The organism is Nocardioides ginsengisegetis (assembly GCF_014138045.1).
In the GTDB taxonomy this organism is placed as follows: domain Bacteria; phylum Actinomycetota; class Actinomycetes; order Propionibacteriales; family Nocardioidaceae; genus Nocardioides; species Nocardioides ginsengisegetis.
The window spans coordinates 1,045,828-1,066,425 of sequence record NZ_JACGXA010000001.1 but is presented as its reverse complement, the minus strand read 5'-3'; the positions used below and the strand labels follow the sequence as shown (position 1 = coordinate 1,066,425).

19 protein-coding genes and 1 tRNA gene are annotated in these 20,598 nt (G+C 70.6%); 8 read left to right on the top strand and 12 right to left on the bottom strand.

What is annotated here, in order from left to right; all coding sequences use genetic code 11:
• Positions 1–569: 569 nt before the first annotated feature.
• The gene (locus tag FB382_RS04985; RefSeq protein WP_182537307.1) at positions 570–1,508 is read right to left on the bottom strand and encodes a hypothetical protein; all 939 of its coding nucleotides are present in this window, start codon (positions 1,506–1,508) and stop codon (positions 570–572) included.
• 303 nt (positions 1,509–1,811) lie between these two features.
• On the opposite strand from FB382_RS04985, the gene FB382_RS04980 reads away from it, so the two are divergent.
• Positions 1,812–2,639, top strand: coding sequence for a hypothetical protein (locus FB382_RS04980; RefSeq protein WP_182537305.1), 828 nt, complete (start codon positions 1,812–1,814; stop codon positions 2,637–2,639).
• Between the two features lie 393 nt (positions 2,640–3,032).
• Positions 3,033–3,455, top strand: a complete 423-nt coding sequence (locus tag FB382_RS04975; protein WP_182537303.1) for a hypothetical protein — start codon at positions 3,033–3,035, stop codon at positions 3,453–3,455.
• A 123-nt stretch (positions 3,456–3,578) separates the two neighbouring features.
• Here FB382_RS04975 and FB382_RS04970 read toward each other — a convergent pair.
• From FB382_RS04970 to FB382_RS04950, 5 genes are all read right to left on the bottom strand, one after another.
• Positions 3,579–3,651 (bottom strand) — tRNA-Ala (locus FB382_RS04970).
• 43 nt (positions 3,652–3,694) lie between these two features.
• Positions 3,695–4,366, bottom strand: coding sequence for a histidine phosphatase family protein (locus FB382_RS04965; protein ID WP_182537301.1), 672 nt, complete (start codon positions 4,364–4,366; stop codon positions 3,695–3,697).
• Positions 4,367–4,370: 4 nt separating this feature from the next.
• Positions 4,371–4,748 carry a ribosome silencing factor gene (gene rsfS, locus FB382_RS04960; protein WP_125035420.1) on the bottom strand — a complete coding sequence of 126 codons (378 nt, stop codon included), beginning with the start codon at positions 4,746–4,748 and terminating at the stop codon, positions 4,371–4,373.
• Complete coding sequence (nadD, locus tag FB382_RS04955; protein ID WP_125035419.1) at positions 4,745–5,377, bottom strand: nicotinate-nucleotide adenylyltransferase; 633 nt, start codon at positions 5,375–5,377, stop codon at positions 4,745–4,747. The genes rsfS and nadD overlap by 4 nt, the downstream gene beginning before the upstream one ends.
• 134 nt (positions 5,378–5,511) lie before the next feature.
• Complete coding sequence (locus FB382_RS04950; RefSeq protein WP_182537299.1) at positions 5,512–6,762, bottom strand: glutamate-5-semialdehyde dehydrogenase; 1,251 nt, start codon at positions 6,760–6,762, stop codon at positions 5,512–5,514.
• Between the two features lie 119 nt (positions 6,763–6,881).
• Here FB382_RS04950 and FB382_RS22790 point away from each other — a divergent pair, with 119 nt between their 5' ends.
• Together FB382_RS22790 and FB382_RS04940 are read left to right on the top strand one after the other, a co-directional pair.
• Positions 6,882–8,363 carry a lysyl oxidase family protein gene (locus tag FB382_RS22790; protein ID WP_182537297.1) on the top strand — a complete coding sequence of 494 codons (1,482 nt, stop codon included), beginning with the start codon at positions 6,882–6,884 and terminating at the stop codon, positions 8,361–8,363.
• Positions 8,364–8,577: 214 nt separating this feature from the next.
• On the top strand, positions 8,578–9,792 hold the full coding sequence (locus tag FB382_RS04940) for a S53 family peptidase (RefSeq protein WP_182537295.1): 1,215 nt from the start codon (positions 8,578–8,580) through the stop codon (positions 9,790–9,792).
• Positions 9,793–9,963: 171 nt separating this feature from the next.
• On the opposite strand, the gene FB382_RS04935 is transcribed toward FB382_RS04940, so the two are convergent.
• From FB382_RS04935 to FB382_RS04920, 4 genes are all read right to left on the bottom strand, one after another.
• Positions 9,964–10,917: an electron transfer flavoprotein subunit alpha/FixB family protein gene (locus tag FB382_RS04935; protein WP_182537293.1), complete on the bottom strand. Its 954-nt coding sequence runs from the start codon at positions 10,915–10,917 to the stop codon at positions 9,964–9,966.
• A gap of 20 nt (positions 10,918–10,937) precedes the next feature.
• Positions 10,938–11,708: an electron transfer flavoprotein subunit beta/FixA family protein gene (locus tag FB382_RS04930; protein ID WP_260430577.1), complete on the bottom strand. Its 771-nt coding sequence runs from the start codon at positions 11,706–11,708 to the stop codon at positions 10,938–10,940.
• A gap of 159 nt (positions 11,709–11,867) precedes the next feature.
• Positions 11,868–12,200, bottom strand: a complete 333-nt coding sequence (locus FB382_RS04925) for a hypothetical protein (protein ID WP_182537291.1) — start codon at positions 12,198–12,200, stop codon at positions 11,868–11,870.
• Positions 12,200–12,979 (bottom strand): enoyl-CoA hydratase/isomerase family protein, encoded by a 780-nt coding sequence (locus tag FB382_RS04920; RefSeq protein WP_182537289.1) that lies wholly within the window; start codon positions 12,977–12,979, stop codon positions 12,200–12,202. The genes FB382_RS04925 and FB382_RS04920 overlap by 1 nt, the downstream gene beginning before the upstream one ends.
• 127 nt (positions 12,980–13,106) lie before the next feature.
• On the opposite strand from FB382_RS04920, the gene glgX reads away from it, so the two are divergent.
• Positions 13,107–15,275, top strand: coding sequence for a glycogen debranching protein GlgX (gene glgX / locus FB382_RS04915; RefSeq protein ID WP_182537287.1), 2,169 nt, complete (start codon positions 13,107–13,109; stop codon positions 15,273–15,275).
• 3 nt (positions 15,276–15,278) lie between these two features.
• Here glgX and FB382_RS04910 read toward each other — a convergent pair whose 3' ends face one another.
• Positions 15,279–15,959, bottom strand: a complete 681-nt coding sequence (locus FB382_RS04910) for a response regulator transcription factor (RefSeq protein ID WP_182537285.1) — start codon at positions 15,957–15,959, stop codon at positions 15,279–15,281.
• On the bottom strand, positions 15,959–17,593 hold the full coding sequence (locus tag FB382_RS04905; protein ID WP_220481263.1) for an ATP-binding protein: 1,635 nt from the start codon (positions 17,591–17,593) through the stop codon (positions 15,959–15,961). Before FB382_RS04905 ends, FB382_RS04910 begins: the two co-directional genes overlap by 1 nt.
• 134 nt (positions 17,594–17,727) lie before the next feature.
• On the opposite strand from FB382_RS04905, the gene FB382_RS04900 reads away from it, so the two are divergent.
• From FB382_RS04900 to FB382_RS04890, 3 genes are all read left to right on the top strand, one after another.
• The gene (locus FB382_RS04900; protein WP_182537283.1) at positions 17,728–18,567 is read left to right on the top strand and encodes an ABC transporter ATP-binding protein; all 840 of its coding nucleotides are present in this window, start codon (positions 17,728–17,730) and stop codon (positions 18,565–18,567) included.
• Entirely contained in the window at positions 18,557–19,432 is an 876-nt protein-coding gene (locus tag FB382_RS04895; protein ID WP_220481262.1) for an ABC transporter permease subunit, read from the top strand. The genes FB382_RS04900 and FB382_RS04895 overlap by 11 nt, the downstream gene beginning before the upstream one ends.
• Before the next feature lie 64 nt (positions 19,433–19,496).
• Positions 19,497–20,552, top strand: a complete 1,056-nt coding sequence (locus FB382_RS04890; protein ID WP_182537281.1) for an ABC transporter substrate-binding protein — start codon at positions 19,497–19,499, stop codon at positions 20,550–20,552.
• The last annotated feature ends 46 nt before the right edge of the window (positions 20,553–20,598 follow it).

Here is a 20,598-nt window from a genome sequence, read left to right as displayed (position 1 = left end):
CGCACTCCCAGCCGCGGCCTGACCACGCGGAGTGCGGCAGAACCAGACGTTTGCCGAGAGTCAGTCAGGTGCCAGCACCTGGACTTCGCAACGTCAGTCAATGCACTGACTCCACGCGCCTGCTCGCCACGCCCCATCGGTGCGCCACACGTCGACCTGTACCGAGCGTCGCCCTCTGCGATTGAGCAAGTCCATGACGCGCACGACTTCTTGGTCCCCCGGCCCAACGTCGGCTTCTTGGCCACGCGCTTGGGTCCGCAACGACGCGCCGCGACCCCAATCCTCATTCGCCAGCATCGCTTCTTCAAGCCAGACCAGGTGTTTGCACTCGCTACTGGTTCGTAGTGGCTGGTGCAGTCGCCGCCCTCATCCGCACCCGAGCAAGCGCTGAGCAACGAGCAAGCAACAAGGGCCACGGACAATCGCAGCGACACCGACATCGGCATGGGACGCACTCTGCCTGTTGGTGGTTCCGCACGCCCGCTCATCGGCAGGACCGCGCCGATCGCGGCAGTGGCGTGCGTCTGCGAGCGCGCGCAATTCGCGGCATAGGAGCGTGCGGTCACCCGTCACCGCTTCGGCAAAGTTGGTGCCCCGCCAGCCTTCCGGTACGCGTCCCAGCCGGCACGCATCCCCTGTTTAAGGGGTAGTGCCTGCGCCAGCATCGTCCGGCGGTGCAGGTGGGTCCGTTCAATCGTCGGGCGCGCGTCCATGCCGAAGTACGCGCACACCTCGATTACCAGCGCGTCAGACACGTCGAGCAACGGCACCAACACCGACGACCAGATCGTTGCCGCGTCACCCTCGAGACCTTCCACCAGCCATCCTCGGCTGTGTGCTGCTCCGGAGAACAGGGGCCACAGCGACTGCTGATTCGGGGTGAACCGAGCCACTTGGTCCGTCACCTTTGGTGTCAGCAGCGACGCCTCGCCCTGATACGTGACGAGCCGCGTCTCTTCGCTGCGATCGCCACCCTTCAGTCTCAGCTCAATGCCAGCCTGCCTCATCAACTTCTGACCCAGGCCGCGTCCCTCGAGGACCCGCTCTTTCTCGCCCTCCGCGGCGTTGACCTCTCCGAAGCTGTCGAGAGCGTTCGGTGGCGCCTGACTGTCGTGCAGAAGCCTGCCGGCCCACCGTGCGATGCGCTGCTCGGTGCTGACGTCGGGCTGGATGAGCCAGAACGTGTTGAACGAAGCCTCGTAGATAGCTCTGCCGAGCGTCATCGCGGACAGCGGCATCAACTGGTCGGAGACGACGATCGCCATCAAGCCCCGCACGTGTTCCGCACCGGACGAAAGGTTGAGAATGGCGCCCTTGTGTGCCCACCAGCGGAGGCCGAGCAGGTCCATCTTCCGCTTGTGGTTGTTGATGTGGTCGAAGTCTGCGCGTGCCGGCGTGCCTTCGGGCGGTCTGTCAGCAAGGCCGTTGGCTTGCTTGAGCAGGCCCGTGAGGTGGCGGACTTGCTGCGTGATAACGCGTGAGGCCAGGACGAACGGGTCGGCGGACACGGGAACACGGTACGGCGACGCAAGCCTGCCGGGAGACTGAGTCACAACGACTCGAGAGGGGCAACGGGCGGATTGCTTGCCGTAGTTAGCTCGTGTGGTCGGCAAGCCATCCGCGCGCGCCCATGTGCACGCTATGCGGCATAGCGTGCGTTCACGCGAGTGTGCTGATTCGGTGTTAAGGCGCAGACGCCTGCGCCCACGTTCGGTACGCCATGGCGAGGTTGTTCGCCGAGGTCGACCCGTGGGAACGCTGCGGCGTGGTTTCCTTGCCTTGCACGCGACCACCCACTGAACGAGGAGGCTGTGTCGACCGTGGCCCAGTCCCGCGACCGGCATGAAGTGCTTCACGCCGTCGACTTCGACCTGCACGACACGACGTTCAGATACCCCGAGGGCGGGCCTCGGCTGTGCCGCGCCGACCTGTCCCCCAGGTCCGACCCCGTTCTGCTGGCCGACAGAGGCAGCCTTGAGTTCTGTCCGGTGTGCGTCGCTGCCGCACGCGCGTCGTGCGAGGCCTACGAAATCTTCGGGGAAGAACTCACCGACATCGAGTGGCGGACCGTTAGCGGGAGATGGCTGCAGTGTGAACCCAGCGACCTACCCGGTGATCTCGCGGAGCTGTACTGGGACGACGTCGACATCGAGCCGCCCGCCCCCGGACGGTCAGTCCCCGAGCCGCTCGCGGAGCCGACGCTAACCGGCCCTGCGCACGCGTACGCCGAGGTGGTCAGGCTGAGCAACTCGGAAGTGTGGCTGATCGGCCCGGGAGAGGGGCCAGCGGCCGCGCTGGAACACCCCGCTGGTGTGCGCCCCTGTGTCGCGTCGATGGCGGGCATTCGCAATGATCGCTTCCCACGTCCTGAGTACGGGGAGTACTGCCCGGTGTGCGTTTCCGTCGTGCTCGGCTGGTTGTATGCACGCGCATCGGTCTCTGGGGTCGACTGGTGCATCCAAGACGGTACGCGCGTCGCCGAGCCGGCCCGCGTCCGTGACGTCGCCGAGAAGCAGGGCCGGAAGTCAAGGCAAGCTGCGGAGGCGCGCGAGGAGAAGCGCCACGAGACCGTGCGTCAGTTGCGCCGGCGCGGATCGGAACTCCTTGCTCAGGAGTGGACCGCTCGCCACAGCAAGTAGGCACCGCGACGGCAGGGGCGTGCGCGGGCAAGTCTCGAAGCGTGACGACTTGCGGAATCGAGATGTGTGGGCGCCGGTGACGACGCACTCACGAATCCTTGAGCAGGGCCACCCCTCTCAGAGGCGACGTACATCAGCCAGCCACCGGTGGACTCTGTCGGTTCCAGCTGAGGGCATGGCGCGCTCTTGGGCACGAGAGTGCGCTTCTCGCGGGCCTCGATCATCCGGGAAATGGGGCACCCAGTGAGAGGTCCTGTCGGGGCCTGCCCCACCGGGTTACCCACTTCAGATGTATCGCCCGGCTCCCGGCCGTCACATGCTGAGGGTCGTTGCGCCGCACCCGAGTCCCCTCGCGAAGCGGCATCTCGTGGAGCTGATACGGAGGACATGGACATGCTCAAGACACGACTCGCGGCCGTGGGCTTCGCCGCCGCCACCCTGGTCGCCACCTCGGCAGGTGTCGCCAGTGCGGACCCGGTGAACGCGAAGAACGCACTCCCGCTGCACATCGTCTGCAACAACGGCCACACCTACTCGGGGGTCTCGAACGGCGACGGCAACTTCACCCCGGCGCACGACCTGGGCAGCAACGCCGTGCTGATCCCGGTCTCGTTCGGCGCGATCACGTTCACCGTCAAGGACGCGCAGGGCCACATCCTCGACCAGGAGACCGACCCGCCGGCCAGCAAGGGGAGCTCGGCGAAGAACCCGGGTGCCACGACCAGTTGCAGCTTCTCCGGCGGCGCCACGGCACCGGACGGCACGAGCTTCAGCATCGTCGGCACCGTCGTGGGGATGGTCACGCCGCTGCGGTGATCGCTTCCGGGGCTCACCCCGCCTGACGTTCGCTGGGGTTGCGGTGCGCCGCGGCGATCGCCGAGCACACACGCGAAAGGGCCCGGCAAGCGCTTGGCGCTTGCCGGGCCCTTTCTTCGTGTGTGGAGCTGAGGGGACTCGAACCCCTGACCCTCTGCATGCCATGCAGATGCGCTACCAGCTGCGCCACAGCCCCAACTGTTTCCTTCGCGTCTCCGCGTCGGCAACGAGCAGGAATACTAGCCAGAAGGGGCATCCGATGTGAAATCGGGGGTCCCCTCCGGGGGCAACAGGCCGGTGTGGACCGTCTCGTTGTACGACGACAGCCGCAGCCGACCGCTGCGGTGCTCGGTCAGCGTGGCCCAGCCGCAGTTCTCCATGGGCATCAGGTCGCCGTCGGCGTCCTCGGGCACGCCGAGGATGCTCTGCACGGTGACGTTGATGGCGGCGCCGTGCGAGACCACGATGCCGGTCTGCCCCGTGCCGAGCTCCGCGAGCTTTTCCATGAGCGCGGGCACCATCCGAGCCTGGACGTCCGCGACGGACTCCGCGCCCGGCACGTGGCCGGTCACGTGGCCGGCGGACCACAGCGCGTGCGCCTCGGGGAAGCGCGCGGCGAACTCCGCCACGGTCAGCCCGGACCGCTCCCCCACGTCGAACTCACGCAGGCGCGGGTCGGTGCGGGCCACCAGGCCGGTGGCCAGCTCGACGTACGACGCCGTCTGGCGCGCTCTCCGCAGGTCGCTGGACCACAGCGCCACCGCGCCGTAGCCGCCGAGGTACGGCGCCGCCGCGGCGGCCTGCGCGTGGCCGGTCTCGTCGAGGGAGACGTCGGTGTGGCCCTGGGCGCGGCCCTCGAGGTTCCACGCGGTCTGCCCGTGACGGAGCAGGACGAGGCGGCGTCCGGTCATCGGATCAGCGCTGGTGGGACACCACGTCGGCGGGCAGCTCGATGGCCGGGCAGTCGCGCCACAGCCGCTCGAGGGCGTAGAACTGGCGCTCCTCCTCGTGCTGGACGTGCACGACGATCTCGCCGTAGTCGATGAGCACCCAGCGACCGTCGCGCTCGCCCTCGCGACGGATCGGCTTGGCGCCGATCTCGCGGAGCTTGTCCTCCACCTCGTCGACGATCGCCTTGACCTGGCGGTCGTTGGTGGCCGAGGCCAGCACGAACGCGTCGGTGATCGCGAGCTGCTCGCTCACGTCGAAGGCGATGATCTGCTGGGCGAGCTTCTCCGACGCCGCGCGGGCGGCGGCGTGCACGAGCTCGAGGGCGTGGTCGGTGGCGGTCATGCGTGTGGGTCTCCGGACTGGTCGGACTTCTGGGGGTACAGGTCGTGCTTGGCGAGGTACTGGACCACGCCGTCGGGCACGAGGTACCAGACGGGTTCGCCGCGGCGCTTGCGCTCGCGACAGTCGGTCGACGAGATCGCCAGCGCGGGGATCTCGACCATGGTCACACGCTCGGCCGGGATCGACCCAAGCGTCGCGGGGTCCATCGTGTAGCCGGGGCGGGTGCAGCCGACGAACTGCGCGAGCGCGAAGAGCTCCTCGGCGTTGCGCCAGGTGAAGATGTCGGCGAGCGCGTCCGCGCCGGTGATGAAGTACAGCTCGGCGTCCGGCATCGCGGCCTTGAGGTCGCGGAGCGTGTCGATGGTGTACGTCGGTCCCTCGCGGTCGATGTCGACCCGGGAGACGTTGAACCGCGGGTTGGACGCGGTCGCGATGACCGTCATCAGGTAGCGGTCCTCGGCCGGTGAGACCTCGCGGTCGGACTTCTGCCACGGATCCCCCGTGGGGACGAAGACGACCTCGTCGAGGTCGAACCACGCCTGCACCTCCGAGGCCGCCACGAGGTGGCCATGGTGGATGGGGTCGAAGGTGCCGCCCATGACCCCGACGCGGCGCGCTGGCGTGCTCAGCTGTGCTCGCGCCCCGCGCCGAACATCAGAAGTCCGGCCATCATGAAGATGAGGATGCCCAGGGCGATGCCGCCCACAACCCAGTGATTCATGCGGGACAGCCTACCGGGCCCGCGCCGGGGGGTGGCACGGGCTCAGCGCACGTGGCCGTCGCCGGTCACGACGTACTTCGTCGAGGTCATCTCGGGCAGCCCCATGGGGCCGCGCGCGTGCAGCTTCTGGGTGCTGATCCCGATCTCGGCGCCGAAGCCGAACTCGCCGCCGTCGGTGAAGCGGGTCGAGGCGTTGACGAGCACCGCGGCCGAGTCGACCTTGGCCACGAACCGGCGGGCGGCCGCCTGGTCCTCGGTGAGGATCGCGTCGGAGTGCTGGCTGGAGAAGCGCCGGATGTGCGCGATGGCCTCGTCGAGGTCGGGCACGACGCGCGCGGAGATGTCGAGGGAGAGGTACTCCTGGGCGTAGTCCTCGTCGGTGGCGGCCAGCACGCCGTCGTACGCCGTGAAGGAGTCGTCGCCGTGGAGGGTGACGCCGGCCTCCTGGAGGGCCGCCACCACCCGCGGCAGGAACGCGTCGGCCACCTCCGCGTGCACGAGCAGCGACTCGGCCGCGTTGCAGACGCTCGTGCGGTGGGTCTTGGCGTTGAGGACGACCGCGAGGGCCTTGTCGAGGTCGGCGGCGCGGTCGACGTAGACGTGGCAGTTGCCGACGCCGGTCTCGATCACGGGCACCGTCGACTCCTCCACGACGCTGCGGATCAGGGAGGCGCCGCCGCGCGGGATCAGCACGTCGACGAGGCCGCGGGCCCGCATCAGGGCCTTGACCGAGTCGTGGGAGTCGCCGGGGACGAGCTGGACGACGTCGGCGTCGAGGCCCTGGCCGACGGCGGCGTCGCGCAGGACCGCCACGATGGCGGCGTTGCTGGACCGGGCGCTGGAGCTGCCGCGGAGCAGCACCGCGTTGCCGGACTTCAGGCAGATGCCGGCGGCGTCGGCGGTCACGTTGGGGCGGGCCTCGTAGATCATCCCGACCACGCCGAAGGGCACCCGGACCTGGCGGAGCTCGAGGCCGTTGGCCAGCGTGGAGCCCCGGACGACCTCGCCGACGGGGTCGGGCAGGCCGGCGACGTCGCGCAGGCCCTGGGCCATCCCCGCCAGCCGGTCGGGGGTGAGGCGCAGCCGGTCGACGATGTTGGGCGGGGTGCCGCCGGCCTCGGCGCGGGCCACGTCCTCGGCGTTGGCGGCGAGCAGGTCGGCCTCGGCGGCGAGCAGCGCGTCGGCCATCGCGAGCAGGGCGGCGTCCTTGCGCGCCCGCGTCGCGAGCGCCAGCCCGTGGCTGGCCGCGCGGGCCCGGGCGGCGGCGTCCAGGACGTCCTGCTGGGTGCTCATGCTGCGAGCGTAATCACCCGACCGGACCAGTCCCCCGCGTGTCTCGGCCGGCAGGCAACCGTCCGGGCCGTTCGCGCGTCCTACGCTCACCCGGACCCACTCGGGGCATCCACTCCTCCGTGAAGGACACGCCCGTGCACCCCCGTCGCCGCACTCCCCGCGCTCCCCTCGTCACCGCCGTCCTCGCCGCGCTCGGGCTGGCCGCCGCAAGCCTCGGGTCGGGCTCCGCCGCCGCCGCTCCCGCGCCCGAACCGGCCCCGGCGGTCACCCTGTGGGCGCCTGCGTCCCTCACGGTCACGGCCTACGACAAGCACGCCTTCACCGACCTCGGCCTGAAGCTGATCGCCGGCGACGCTCCCCTCGAGCTGTGGTCGACCCGTCCCGCCTACGACCAGCTGATCCACACCGTGCGGCGCGGCCCCTCGGGCGACGTGGCGCTGCCCGACGGGGCGATGAAGGACTTCAACAGCATCCGGCGGTTCGTCACGCTCACCATCACCCCGGCCAACGGCGACCCGGCCCGCTCGGTCACCCGGAAGGCCTGCCTCAACGGGTGGTCCGAGCGGGTGCGGCCGGACGCGCCGCCGCGGTCGCCGTACCCCCGTGGCTGCTGGTACAACCCCTACTCCCTCGGCTCGGTGCAGGGCATCCAGGCCGGCTGGGCGGCGCCGTTCCTCCAGCAGGAGCGGCCACTGAAGCTCGCCCCCGGGAGCTACACCGTCACCGCGACGATCAACCCGGCGTACGCCGCCCCGCTGGGGCTCACCGGCGACGCCGCGACCCGCACGATCGCCCTGACCGTGGAGAACGGCGACGCGCCCTCCGTCGGTCGCCGGGTCTCCCCCACCGCGCGGCCCGCGGCGCACCGCCCGTCCGGCGTGACCGGCGGCCAGCAGGCGGGCCCGACGCCCGACCTGCGCGCACTGCCCGCGTGGGGCATCCAGATGGCGCGCAACGGCAACTACCTGAACTTCTCCGCCACCGTGTGGAACGGCGGCGACAGCCCGCTCGTCGTCGACGGGTTCCGCCGCGAGGGCGAGGACCTGATGGATGCCTACCAGTACTTCTTCGACGCCGACGGCAACCAGACCGGCTACCAGCAGGTCGGGCAGATGCACTGGGATCCGCGCCCCACCCACCAGCACTGGCACTTCGAGGACTTCGCCCGCTACGTGCTGCTGCGCGCCGACCACACCGAGGCGGTCCGGTCCCGCAAGGAGGCGTTCTGCCTGGCCAACACCGACGCCGTCGACCAGACCGTGCCCGGCGCCAGCTGGAACCCCGAGAACACCGACCTCTCCACCGCCTGCGGCGACCTCGGGTCGCTGTCGATCCGCGAGGTGCTCGCGTCGGGCTGGGGCGACACCTACGGCCAGTTCCGCGCCGGCCAGTCGTTCGACCTCAAGGGCCTGCCCAACGGCACCTACTACGTGACGGTCATCGCCAACCCCGACGACCGGCTCGTCGAGTCGGACACCACCAACAACACCTCGTTCCGCGAGGTCGTGATCGGCGGCAGGCCCGGCGCCCGCACCGTCACCGTCCCGCCCGTCGGGCTGGTGGTGGAGCCGACGTACGGCGACGGTCCGCCGGTCGACTGACGGCGGTCTGGACGACCAGACCGGGCGCCGTCCCGAAGACGTCGTACGGCGCGCGGTCAGGAGGCGCGACGACGACCACGCACGTCGTGTGCGGCCTCGCATCGCCCGGTCGCGGTATTCACTTCCGCCCGCGGGCGGCTCACAGTTGCAGGTTCCAGACCCGTGTCGGCGGGCACTCCTGCCTGACCCGGGACGACGACCGGAGGAGCACCACGTGAGCAAGCCCTGGACGACCCGAGCCGCGGGAGCCGCGGCCCTCCTCCTGGTGGCGTCGGGGCTCGGCGCCCTGTCCGCCGCGTCCGCCACGGCGACGCCCGGCCACGGCGCGGGCGGGCGCCTGCACGCCGTGCGCGTGTGCACCGCGACGCTCGGCACGGGCGAGGCGAACTGCCACGCCAAGGTCCTCGTGGACAGCAAGGGCGCCTACCCGGCGTCGACCTCGCCGCCGGCCAGCGGCCTCGACCCGGCCGAGCTCAAGGAGGCCTACAAGCTCACCGGCCTCACCTCGGGCGGCCGCACCGTCGCGATCGTGGACGCCTTCGGCTATCCCAACCTCGAGCGCGACCTGGCGACCTACCGCAGCCAGTTCGGTCTCCCGCCCTGCACGCGGGCCAACGGCTGCCTGCGCATCATCGACCAGACCGGCGGCACGGCCCTCCCGCGCCTCGACGTCGGATGGGCACAGGAGCAGGCGCTCGACGTCGACGCGGTCTCGGCGGCCTGCCCCGACTGCAAGATCCTCGTCGTCCAGGCGAGGACGAACTCCTTCGCCAACCTCGGCGCCGCTGTCGTCACGGCGTCCAACCAGCCGGGCGTCGTGGCGATCTCGAACAGCTACGGCGGCGGCGACGCCGCGGACGCGACGTACGGCGCCTACTACAACCACCCGGGCATCGCGGTGACCGCCTCGACCGGCGACAGCGGCTACCGGGGCGGCAGCTACCCCGCGTCCTCGTCGTACGTCACCGCCGTCGGCGGCACGTCGCTGGTCAAGGACTCCAGCGCCCGTGGATGGTCCGAGAGCGTCTGGAGCGGCGCGGGCTCGGGCTGCTCGTCGTACAACGCGGCGCTGGCCGCGGCCTCGACCTTCGACACCGGCTGCACGCGGCGCGCGATGGCCGACGTGGCCGCCGCGGCTGACCCGGGCAAGGGTGGCCTGGCGGTCTACTACCCGACCAGCAGGAACGGCTCGACCTGGGGCCAGTTCGGCGGCACCAGCGAGTCCGCCCCGATCATCGCGGCGGTCTACGCGCTGTCCGGCAACACGGCCGGCTATGCCAACGCGATCCCCTACAGCCACGCGGGCAACCTGTTCGACGTGACCAGCGGCAGCAACGGCTCCTGCCCCACGACGCAGTGGTGCACCGCCCGGACCGGCTGGGACGGGCCGACCGGGCTCGGGACCCCCAACGGCGCGGGGGCCTTCTGACCCGAGCGGGGGTTGAATCGGGACTTGCGACCACCCCAATCGGGAGTTCTGACCATCGCCGCGGGCCCGGGTGACCACAAGTACCGACTCATGTGTCCATAACTACCGATTCAACATGCCGACGGCCCGCCCGGATGATCCGGACGGGCCGTCGTACGACGTGGGCTGGACTCAGCCCTTGCGCTTGTTGATCTCCTCGGTGGCGGCGGGGAGGACCGTGTGGAGGTCACCCACGACACCGAAGTCGACGAGCTCGAAGATCGGGGCCTCGTCGTCCTTGTTGACCGCGACGATCGTCTTCGAGGTCTGCATGCCGGCGCGGTGCTGGATCGCACCGGAGATGCCGTTGGCGACGTAGAGCTGCGGCGAGACCGTCTTGCCGGTCTGGCCGACCTGGAAGCTGTGCGGCATCCAGCCCGAGTCGACGGCCGCACGCGAGGCACCCACGGCCGCGCCGAGCGCGTCCGCGAGGCCCTCGATGGGCTCGAAGTTGCCGCCGGTGCCACGACCACCGGAGACCACGATCGCGGCCTCGGTGAGCTCGGGACGACCGGTCGCCTTGCGCGGCTGCGAGGCCACGATCTGCGCGGTCTTGGCGGCGTCGGAGATCTCGGCCGTGAACTCCTCGACCGTGCCGGCGCCCGCGGACTCCTCGGGCGTGGCGGCGTTGGGCTTCACGGTGATGATCGGCGTGCCCTTGGTGACCTTCGCGGTCACGGTGAAGTTGCCGGCGAACACGCTCTGCGTGGTCACCGGGCCCTCCTGCACGTCGACGGCGTCGGTGATCAGGCCCGACTCGAGCTTGATCGCGAGCCGGCCCGCGATCTCCTTGCCCTCGTAGGAGGACACGATCAGCACGGCAGCGGGCGAGGTCTTGGCGACCAGCTGCTGCAGCGCCTCGGCCTTGGGCGCGACGAGGTAGCCCTTGATCTGGCTGTCCTCGACGGCGTAGATCTTCTCGGCGCCGTAGGCCTTGAGCTTCTCGGCGACCTCGGCGGTCTTGCCGGCGTCGCCGATGAAGACCGCGGACGGCTCACCGAGGCGCTTGGCGATGGCGAGCAGCTCGAGGGTGGGCTTGCGGACGGCTCCGTCGACGTGGTCGACGAGAACGAGAACTTCAGACATCTCTATCTCTCTCCCGGTCCTCAGATGAACTTCTTGGCGGCGAGGAACTCGGTCAGCGCCGTGGCGCCCGAACCGTCCTCGTCGGTGACGATCTCGCCGGCGGTGCGCGGCGGCCGGGCCGTGGTCTCCTCGACCTCGGTCCAGGCGACCGACAGGCCGACGTCACCGGCGTCGACGCCCAGGTCGGCCAGCGACCAGGTCTCCAGCGGCTTCTTCTTGGCCGCCATGATCCCCTTGAAGGAGGGGTAGCGGGCCTCGCCGGTCTGGTCGGTGACCGAGAGGACCAGCGGCATGGTGCCGCCGATGACCTCGGTCGCGGTGTCGCCGTCACGCTTGATGCGGACCTGGTCGCCCTGGGTCTCGATGACCGAGGCGAAGGTGACCTGCGGCAGGCCGAGACGCTCGGCGAGCATCGCCGGGACGACGCTCATGCCGCCGTCGGTGGAGGCCATGCCGCAGACGATCAGGTCGGCGGGGCCGGCCTTCTCGACGGCCTTGGCCAGCACCAGCGAGGTCGCGATGGCGTCGGAGCCGGCGATCGCCTCGTCGGAGACGTGGATGCCCTTGTCCGCACCCATCTGGAGTGCCTTGCGGACCGCGTCCAGGGCCTTCTCGGGCCCGATGCAGACAGCGGTCACCTCGGTGTCGTCGCCGGCCTTCTCCTTGATCTGGAGGGCCTGCTCGACGGCGTACTCGTCCAGCTCGGAGAGCAGGCCGTCGACGCCGACTCGGTCAACGGTGTTGTCCGACTCGAACTGCCGGTCGGCAGTCGCGTCGGGAACGTACTTCACGCAGACAACAATGTTCATGGTGGTGTGGCCTTGACGGCCCCTCCTGTGCGCTCGTGGTGGCACTCGATCGTGGTCGCGAGGTTACCGGGGCGTAGCAGGCGCGTCACGGCGTCTCGCGGTGGGAACCGTCACAGCGTCGAGAAGGTCACACGGCCGGACCTACGGCCGGATGAGCCGCTCGACGATCCGGCCGACGACCAGCCAGGCGACGGCGCCCAGGCCCCAGTTGAACAGGGCGTTCTTGGTGGTCGCGTCCTGGCCGGTGAAGTGCTTGATGCCGTCCTGCCGCGAGAAGACACCCAGGTCGACGCGGTCGGCGGTGTCGATCACGAACTTCACCAGGGCGTTGCCGGTGTTGGCGTCGAGGGCGACCATCAGCGCACCGACGGCCAGGAACAGCGCCGCCAGCGCGAACAGCAGCCACACGACCCGGGCCACCTGCGTCCGGACCTTCGTCACCGGGCTCACCGCCACCTCGGACCTCCTCTTCATCATCGTCCCCTGAACTCGGCCTTGCCGGGGCCGTTCTCGACGAAGGAGCCCATGCCGATGGCCCGGTCCTCGGTCGCGAACAGCGCCGCGAATTGCTGGCGCTCGATCTCGAGGCCGGTCTCGAGGTCGGTCTCGATGCCCCGGTCGATGCTCTCCTTGGCCGCACGCACGGCGTACGTCGCGGCGTGGGAGAACTGTCCGGCCCAGGCGAGCGCCTGGGCGTAGACGTCGGCGGCCGGGAACACCTTGTCGACCAGGCCGATGGCCAGCGCCTCGTCGGCCTTGACGAAGCGGCCGGTGAAGATGAGGTCCTTGGCGGTGCTCGGGCCGACCAGGCGGGTCAGCCGCTGGGTGCCGCCGGCGCCCGGGATGATGCCGAGCAGGATCTCGGGCTGGCCGAGGGTGGCGTCGTCGGCGGCGAAGCGCACGTCGGCGCACAGCGCCAGCTCGCACCCGCCGCCCAGCGCGTAGCCGGTGATCGCGGCGACGACCGGCTTGGGGATGCGGGCGACCGCAGTGAAGGCCGACTGCAGGCCACCGGATCGCTTGACCATGTCCGTGTAGGACATGTCGTTCATCTCCTTGACGTCGGCGCCGGCCGCGAAGACCCGCTCCCCGCCGTAGACGACCACGGCCTTGACGTCGTCGCGGTCGGTGGCCTCGGCGGCCGCCGCGCGGATCTCCTCCTGCACCTGCACGTTGAGTGCGTTCATCTTCGGCCGGTCAAGGCGGATGGTGCCCACGCCGTCGGCTACTTCCAGTCTGACGAACTCACCCATGGTGTCGATTCACTTCCTGTTCGGGTCCTGCTCTGGTCCTGCTCTGGTCCTGGTCGGGCGCCCCCGGTTGCCGGCGCCCCCGGGGGCATTCTGCCGTCACCCCCGGAACTCGTGGACAATGCGTCGGGTGACCCCCGGAATCTGGAGCCACCCGGGCCAGACGGCCAAGGTGTGGCCAGGCCGCAACTACCCGCTCGGCTCGACCTGGAGCGAGGAGTCGACGAACTTCGCGGTCTACGCGCCCGCGGGCACCCAGGCCTGGGTCTGCCTCTTCGACGAGGAGGACGTCGAGACCCGGCACCAGCTCACCGAGCGGTCGCTGGGCATCTGGCACGGCGCGATCCCCGGGGTGCGTCCCGGCACGCGCTACGGCTACCGGGTCGCCGGCCCGTGGCAGCCCGCCGAGGGGCTCCGCTTCAACCCCCACAAGCTGCTGTTCGACCCCTACGCCCGCGCGATCTCCGGGGCACTCACCCCCGAGCCGGCCGTCTTCGGCTACGTCCAGGGCAGCCCCGAGGAGCGCAACCTCGAGGACTCCGCGCCCTACGTCCCCCGCAGCGTCGTGGTCGAGGACGACACCTTCGACTGGGGCGGCGACACCCCCATGCACCGGCGGTGGCGCGACACCGTCATCTACGAGATGCACGTCAAGGGGATGACCGCGCTGCACGACCGGGTGCCCCACGAGCTGCGGGGCACGTACGCCGGCCTCGCCACGCCCGCGGTCATCGACTACCTCCGCGACCTCGGCGTGACCGCGGTCGAGCTGCTGCCAGTCCACCAGTTCGTGTCCGAGCCGCCGCTGACGCACCGCTGGACCTCGAACTACTGGGGCTACAACTCCATCGGCTACTTCGCCCCGCACCACGAGTACGCCGCGTCCGGCGACCGGGGCGGGCAGGTGACGGAGTTCAAGCAGATGGTCAAGGCCTTCCACGAAGCCGGCCTCGAGGTCATCCTCGACGTGGTCTACAACCACACCGCCGAGGCCGGCCCGCTGGGCCCGACGCTGTCCTTCCGCGGGCTCGACGACCGCGGCTTCTACCGCCGGGTGCAGCCCGAGCGCGACAAGAAGACGACGCTGCTGGCCTTCAACGACACCTACTGGGACGTCACCGGCTGCGGCAACACCGTCGACTCCTCCAACCCGCTGGCGCTGCGGATGATCCTCGACTCGCTGCGCTACTGGGTGACCGAGATGCACGTCGACGGCTTCCGCTTCGACCTGATGTCGGCGCTGACCCGGACCGGCTACGACATCGACATGCAGTGCGCGCTGCTCATCGCGATCGGCCAGGACCCGATCCTGCGCCACGTGAAGCTGGTCGCCGAGGCGTGGGACGCGTCGATGGACGGCTACCTCGTGGGCCGGATGCCGCCGCCGTGGGTGGAGTGGAACGACCAGTACCGCGACACGATCCGCGACTTCTGGCGCGGCCACTCCTCGGGCATCCGCACGGTCGCGACCCGGCTCGCCGGGTCGTCGGACCTGTACGCCGACGACGGGCGGTCGGCGTACAACTCGGTGAACTTCGTGACCGCCCACGACGGCTTCACCCTGCGCGACCTGGTCTCCTACGACCACAAGCACAACGAGGCCAACGGCGAGGACAACCGCGACGGCACCGACAACAACCGGTCGTGGAACCACGGCGTCGAGGGCGAGACCGACGACGACGGCATCGTGGCGCTGCGCCGGCGGCAGGCCGCCAACCTGATGGCGTCGCTGTGCCTGTCCAACGGCGTCCCGATGATCACGGCCGGCGACGAGCGCGGCCGGACCCAGGGCGGCAACAACAACGCCTACTGCCAGGACAACGAGACGTCCTGGATCGACTGGTCACCCGACGACGCGTGGCTCGACGTCTACGAGATCACCAAGCAGGCGCTGCGGCTGCGGCGCGAGCACCCGGCCCTGCGGCAGCGGCACTGGTTCGAGGGACGCCCCGCGATCCGGGGCGGCCCGAAGGACCTCGCGTGGCTGCACCCGTCCGGGCGCGAGATGACCGGCGACGACTGGCACGACGAGTCGATGACCGTGGTCGCGATGTTCGTCTCCGGCGCGCCCCTGCGCTCCCCCGGTCCGCGCGGGGAGCAGCAGGTCGACAAGTCCTTCATGATCTACCTCAACGCCGGCGCGAAGCCCGTGCGCATCGAGCTGCCGGAGAACGACTGGGTGCAGGCCGGCGAGGTCGTGCTGTCGACCGACTTCAAGCTGCCGATCGGCACGCCCGTCAAGGCCGGTGACCGGATGATGCTGGGCAGCCGGTCGGTGCTGGTGCTGCGCCAGACGTAGGCGTCAGGTCGGGGGCGCGCCCAGCCACTCGAAGCAGTGCTCGGGACGCCCGGTCGAGCCGTAGCGCAGGGTCAGCCGGACATGCCCGTCGCGGGCCAGGTCGGACAGGTAGCGCTGCGCGGTGGCCCGCGAGACGCCGGTGGCCTCGGCGACCTCGACGGCCGTGAGCGCGTCACCGGCCGACCGCAGCGCGTCGGTGATGGCCACGGACGTGACGGGCGAGCGGCCCTTGCGGGCCGTGGCGACCGGGGAGTCGGCCATCCGGAGCGTCTGCAGCGCCCGGTCGACGGCGGTCTGGTCGAGGTGGGCTCCCCCGCCGAGCTGCCTCCAGAAGCGCCCGAACGCCACCAGCCGCTCGACCAGGACCGAGGGAGGGAACGGCTTGAGCACGTAGTTGACCGCGCCGCCCGCGAGCGCGCGACGCACCACCGCGGAGTCCTCGGCGGCGCTGACCATGAGCACCGCCGCGGGCAGGTCGCGGATGATCGAGGAGCCGTTGGCGTCGGGGAGGTACTCGTCGAGCAGCACCAGGTCCGCCGCGAGCTCCCCTGCCAGCCTGACCGCGTCGGCAGCGGTGTGCGCGAGGCCGACGACCTCGAAGCCCTCCGCCGCGGCGACGTACGACGCGTGGAGCTGCGCGACGCGGAAGTCGTCGTCGACCACCAGCACCCGGATCGGGTTCATCACCCCTGCCTCTCCCGGGCGCCGGTCAGCACCCGCACCAGCCGGGCCTCGAAGACCGCGCCGTGGTCCTCACCGCCGGCCTCGACGATACGCACGTCCCCGCCGTGGGCGCGGGCCGTGTGCCGGGCCAGCGCCAGCCCGATGCCGTGGCCCGGGGCGCCTCCTGACTCCGCGTCGCGGGTGGTGAAGCCGTGGTCGAAGACCTGCTCGACGTGGTCGGCCGGCACGCCCTCGCCGCTGTCGACGACGTGGACGAGGAGGTCGACGCCGTCGCCGAGCAGCGTCACCTCGACCCAGCGCGGCTCCCGGGCGCCCTCGGCAGCGGCCCGGATCCCGTTGTCGAGCAGGTTGGCCACGACGGTGACGGTGTCGAGCGGGTGGGACAGCCGGTCCTCGAGCCAGGTGGACTCCGAGACCCGCAACGTCACCCCTGCCTCCGACGCGGCGGCGGACTTCGCGGCGAGCAGCCCGGCGAGGTAGGGGTCGTCGACGCCGGAGACCCAGGTGCCCTGCTGGCTCAGCGACGAGAGGTACTCCCCCGCCTCCTCGACGTCCCCGTGGTGCAACAGCCCGGTCAGGGTGTGCAACCGGTTGGAGTGCTCGTGGGCCTGCGCGCGGAGCGCGTCGGTCAGCGCCCGGGTCGCCTCCAGCTCGCGGGCCAGCTCGTCGAGGTCGGTGCGGTCCCGCAGGATCAGCACCGTGCCCAGGTCGCGGCCCTCGCGCTGCACGACCAGGCGGGTGGCCAGCACGACACGGCCGCCGATCACGCGCAGGGCGCCGGCCGGCGCGGGCTGCTCGGCGAAGAGCCCGAGCGCCTCCGGACCCAGCCCGGTGTCGGCGATCGACGTACCTCGTGAGAGGTCGCGGCCCAGCAGCCGGGTCGCCTCGGGGTTGCTCACGGTCACCCGCCCGCGGGGATCGACGGCGAGGACGGCGTCCCGGACGCCACCCAGGACGGCCGCGTGCTCCCGGACCAGGTCGGCCATCTCCTCGGGCTCCAGGCCGAGCGTCGTACGACGGAGTCGGCGCGCCAGCAGGACGGCACCGGCGATGCCCAGGGCCAGCGGAGGGAGCGCGACCAGGCCGAGGAGAATCACCAGCTTGCGGGTCTCCGCGTCGAGCTCGGAGATCGCGATGCCGACGCTGACCTCGCCCACGACGTCGCCGGCCTCGTTGCGCAGAGGCACCTTGCCGCGCGCGGAGTAGCCGAGCGTGCCCTGCTCGATGGCCACGACCTCCCGGCCACCGAGCGCCTCCTCGGGACTGGTGCTGACCGGCTTGCCGATGTTGGCGAGCGTCGGGTGGCTGTAGCGGATCCCGCGGGCGTCGGTGACGACGACGTACAGCGCGCCCGTGCCGAGCCGCATCCGCTCGGCCACGTCCTGCACGGGTCCGTGGGGGTCGGGGGTGCCCGAGGTGACCATCCCGGCGAGGCCCGGCTCCGAGGCCATCGCGCGCGCGATGGCGAGCGCGCGCTGCTCGTACTGCTTCTCCAGGTCATTGCGCAGCACCGCCGCCGAGGTGGCCAGCGAAACCAGCACGACGAAGGTCAGCAGCAGCGCGAGCGCCACCACCGCCTGGGTGCTGAGCGCCAGGCGGTGCCCTCGAAAGGGACGTCGAAGTGGCCAGCGCACCCGGTCACTGTAGGGCCCGGGAACGGTCGCCGAGGCGGTGTGAGCACAACGCGCAGAACGCGACTTGTGCGGTGATCGCCCACAACTGGCGCAAGGCTGGTGACGGTCGTCACTCGCTCCTACGGTCCTCTGCCATGACCCAGACCACACCCCATCGATCGCCCGGCGCGGGCCCGGCGGCGATCTCGCTGCGGGACGCCACGAAGCGCTTCGCGACCAAGAGCGGAGACCCGTTCACCGCCCTGCGCGACGTCACCCTCGACGTCGCCGCCGGCGAGTTCGTCTCCATCGTCGGGCCGACCGGCTGCGGCAAGTCCACGACCCTCTCCCTCGTCTCCGGCCTCGAGCCGGCCTCGGCGGGGACGGTCCACGTGCACGGCGCCGCGGTCGCCGGCATCCCCGACGGCGTGGGCTACATGTTCCAGGCCGACGCGGTCCTGCCCTGGAAGAACGTGCTCGACAACGTCGCGCTCGGGCTTCGCTACCGCGGCGCCTCGAAGACCGCCGCCAACGAGCGGGCCCGCGACTGGATCGAGCGGGTCGGCCTGGCGGGCTTCGAGGACCGCTACCCCCACCAGCTCTCCGGCGGCATGCGCAAGCGGGTCGCGATGGCCCAGACGCTGATCACCGAGCCGTCCCTCCTCCTGCTCGACGAGCCCTTCGGCGCCCTGGACGTCCAGACGCGCGAGCTCATGCAGGACGAGCTCCTGCGGCTGTGGTCGGGCACCGGCGCCGCCTGCGTCTTCGTCACCCACGACCTCACCGAGGCCATCAGCCTGGCCGACCGCGTGGTCGTGATGACCGCCGGCCCGGCCACCGTGAAGGACGTCGTCACCATCGACCTCCCGAGGCCGCGGAAGGTCGAGGAGATCCGGCTGACCCCCGAGTTCATCGAGCTCTACAAGCAGGTCTGGGACAGCCTCCGCGAGGAAGTCGAGATCACCCGTGCGAGAGGAGCCTCCCGTGTCGCTTGACACCCCGGTCCAGCCCCGGACCACCACCGCCCCGGCCGCGCCCGCGGCCACCCGTCGCCCGCGGCGGCGTCGTACGTCGCAGTCGTGGGCGACCCACGCCGTCCGCGCCGCCCTGATCGTCGTGTGGCTCGGCTCGTGGGAGATCACCGCCCGCACGGTGATCGACCCCTTCTACTACTCGATGCCCAGCCAGATCTGGGACAAGCTCGTCATCTGGTTCACCGACGGCACCTCGCAGGGCTCGATCTGGGCCAACATCGCGGTGACCCTCGAGGAGGCCGTGCTCGGCTTCGCCCTGGGCACCCTCGCCGGCGTCGTGCTGGGCGTCGTGCTCGGCCGCAGCCGGTTCGTCGCGGACGTGCTCGCTCCGTTCATCAAGGGCGCCAACGCCATCCCGCGCATCGTCCTGGCCTCGCTGTTCGTGATCTGGTTCGGGCTCGGGATGTCCTCGAAGGTCGCCACGGCGTTCGTGCTGGTCTTCTTCGCGGTCTTCTTCAACGCCTTCCAGGGCGCCCGCGAGGTCGACAAGGTGCTCGTGGACAACGCCCGGATCCTGGGCGCGAGCCGCTGGGACCTGATGCGGTCGGTGATCCTGCCGAGCGCGACCTCGTGGATCCTGGCCAGCATGCACGTGGCCTTCGGCTTCGCGCTGATCGGCGCGATCGTCGGCGAGTACACCGGAGCCGACCAGGGCCTCGGCCTGCTCATCAACCACTCCCAGGGCAACTTCGACGCCGCCGGCATCTACGCCGGGATGCTCATCACGACCGTGCTCGCCCTCGTCGCCGAGTGGCTGATCACCCAGCTCGAGGTCCGGCTGACCTCGTGGCGCCCGCCTGCCAGCGGCCAGGCCTCCGGACTCTGACTCCTCCCTGACCCACCCTCACCCAACCATCCACCGGGCACCGCCCGGGAAGGAGCGCTCCACCATGCGCAAGAACACCGCCCGCCGGGTCTCCGTGGCCCTCGTCTCCCTGGTCGCGGCCAGCTCACTGGCCGCCTGCCGCAGCAACAGCTCCAGCGCCGAGCACGGCGACGCCGCCAGCGGCCGCCCGACCGTCACGATCATGGTCGGCGGCATCGACAAGGTGATCTACCTGCCGGCGATGCTGACCGAGAAGCTCGGCTACTTCGACGACGAGGGCGTTGACGTGAAGCTGCTCACCGAGCCGTCGGGAGCGACCGCCGAGAACGTCCTCGTGGCCGGCAAGGTCCAGGGCGTGGTCGGCTTCTACGACCACACGATCACCCTGCAGGCGCAGGGCAAGTGCATCGAGAGCGTGGTCCAGCTCGCGAAGGTCCCCGGCGAGGCCGAGGTGGTCTCGACGTCGGCCGCCTCCTCGCTCGGCGGGGCAGCGGACTTCTCGGGCAAGAAGCTCGGCGTCACGTCCCCGGGATCCTCGACCGACTACCTGACGCAGTACCTCTCCACCAAGAACGGCATCGACACCTCCGACTACACCACCGTCACGGCCGGTGCCGGCTCGACGTTCCTCGCCGCCCTGTCGAACGGTGGCATCGACGCCGGCATGACCACCGACCCGACGATCGCGACCGTGGTGTCCAAGGGCCTGGGCAAGGTGCTGATCGACATGCGCACCGAGGAGGGCACCAAGGCCGCGCTCGGTGGCCTCTACCCGGCCGCGTCGATGTACATGGACTGCGCGTACGTGGACGAGAACCCCAAGACCGTGCAGAAGCTGGTCAACGCGTTCGCGCACACGATGCAGTGGATCGGCTCGCACACCGCAGCCGACATCGCGGCCGAGATGCCCACCGACTACAACGGCGGCGACCCGGCCCTCTACGAGAAGGCGATCGGGGACTCCTCGCCGATGTTCACCGCCGACGGCCGGATGCCCGAGGGCGGTCCCGAGACCGTGCTCGACGTGCTCGGCACCTTCTCCGACGTGGTGAAGGCCAAGAAGGACGACATCGACCTGTCGAAGACCTACACCACCGAGTTCGTCGACAACGTCAGCTGACCCGTCGTACGGCGAAGGCCGGTCCGCACCAGGAGTGGTGCGGACC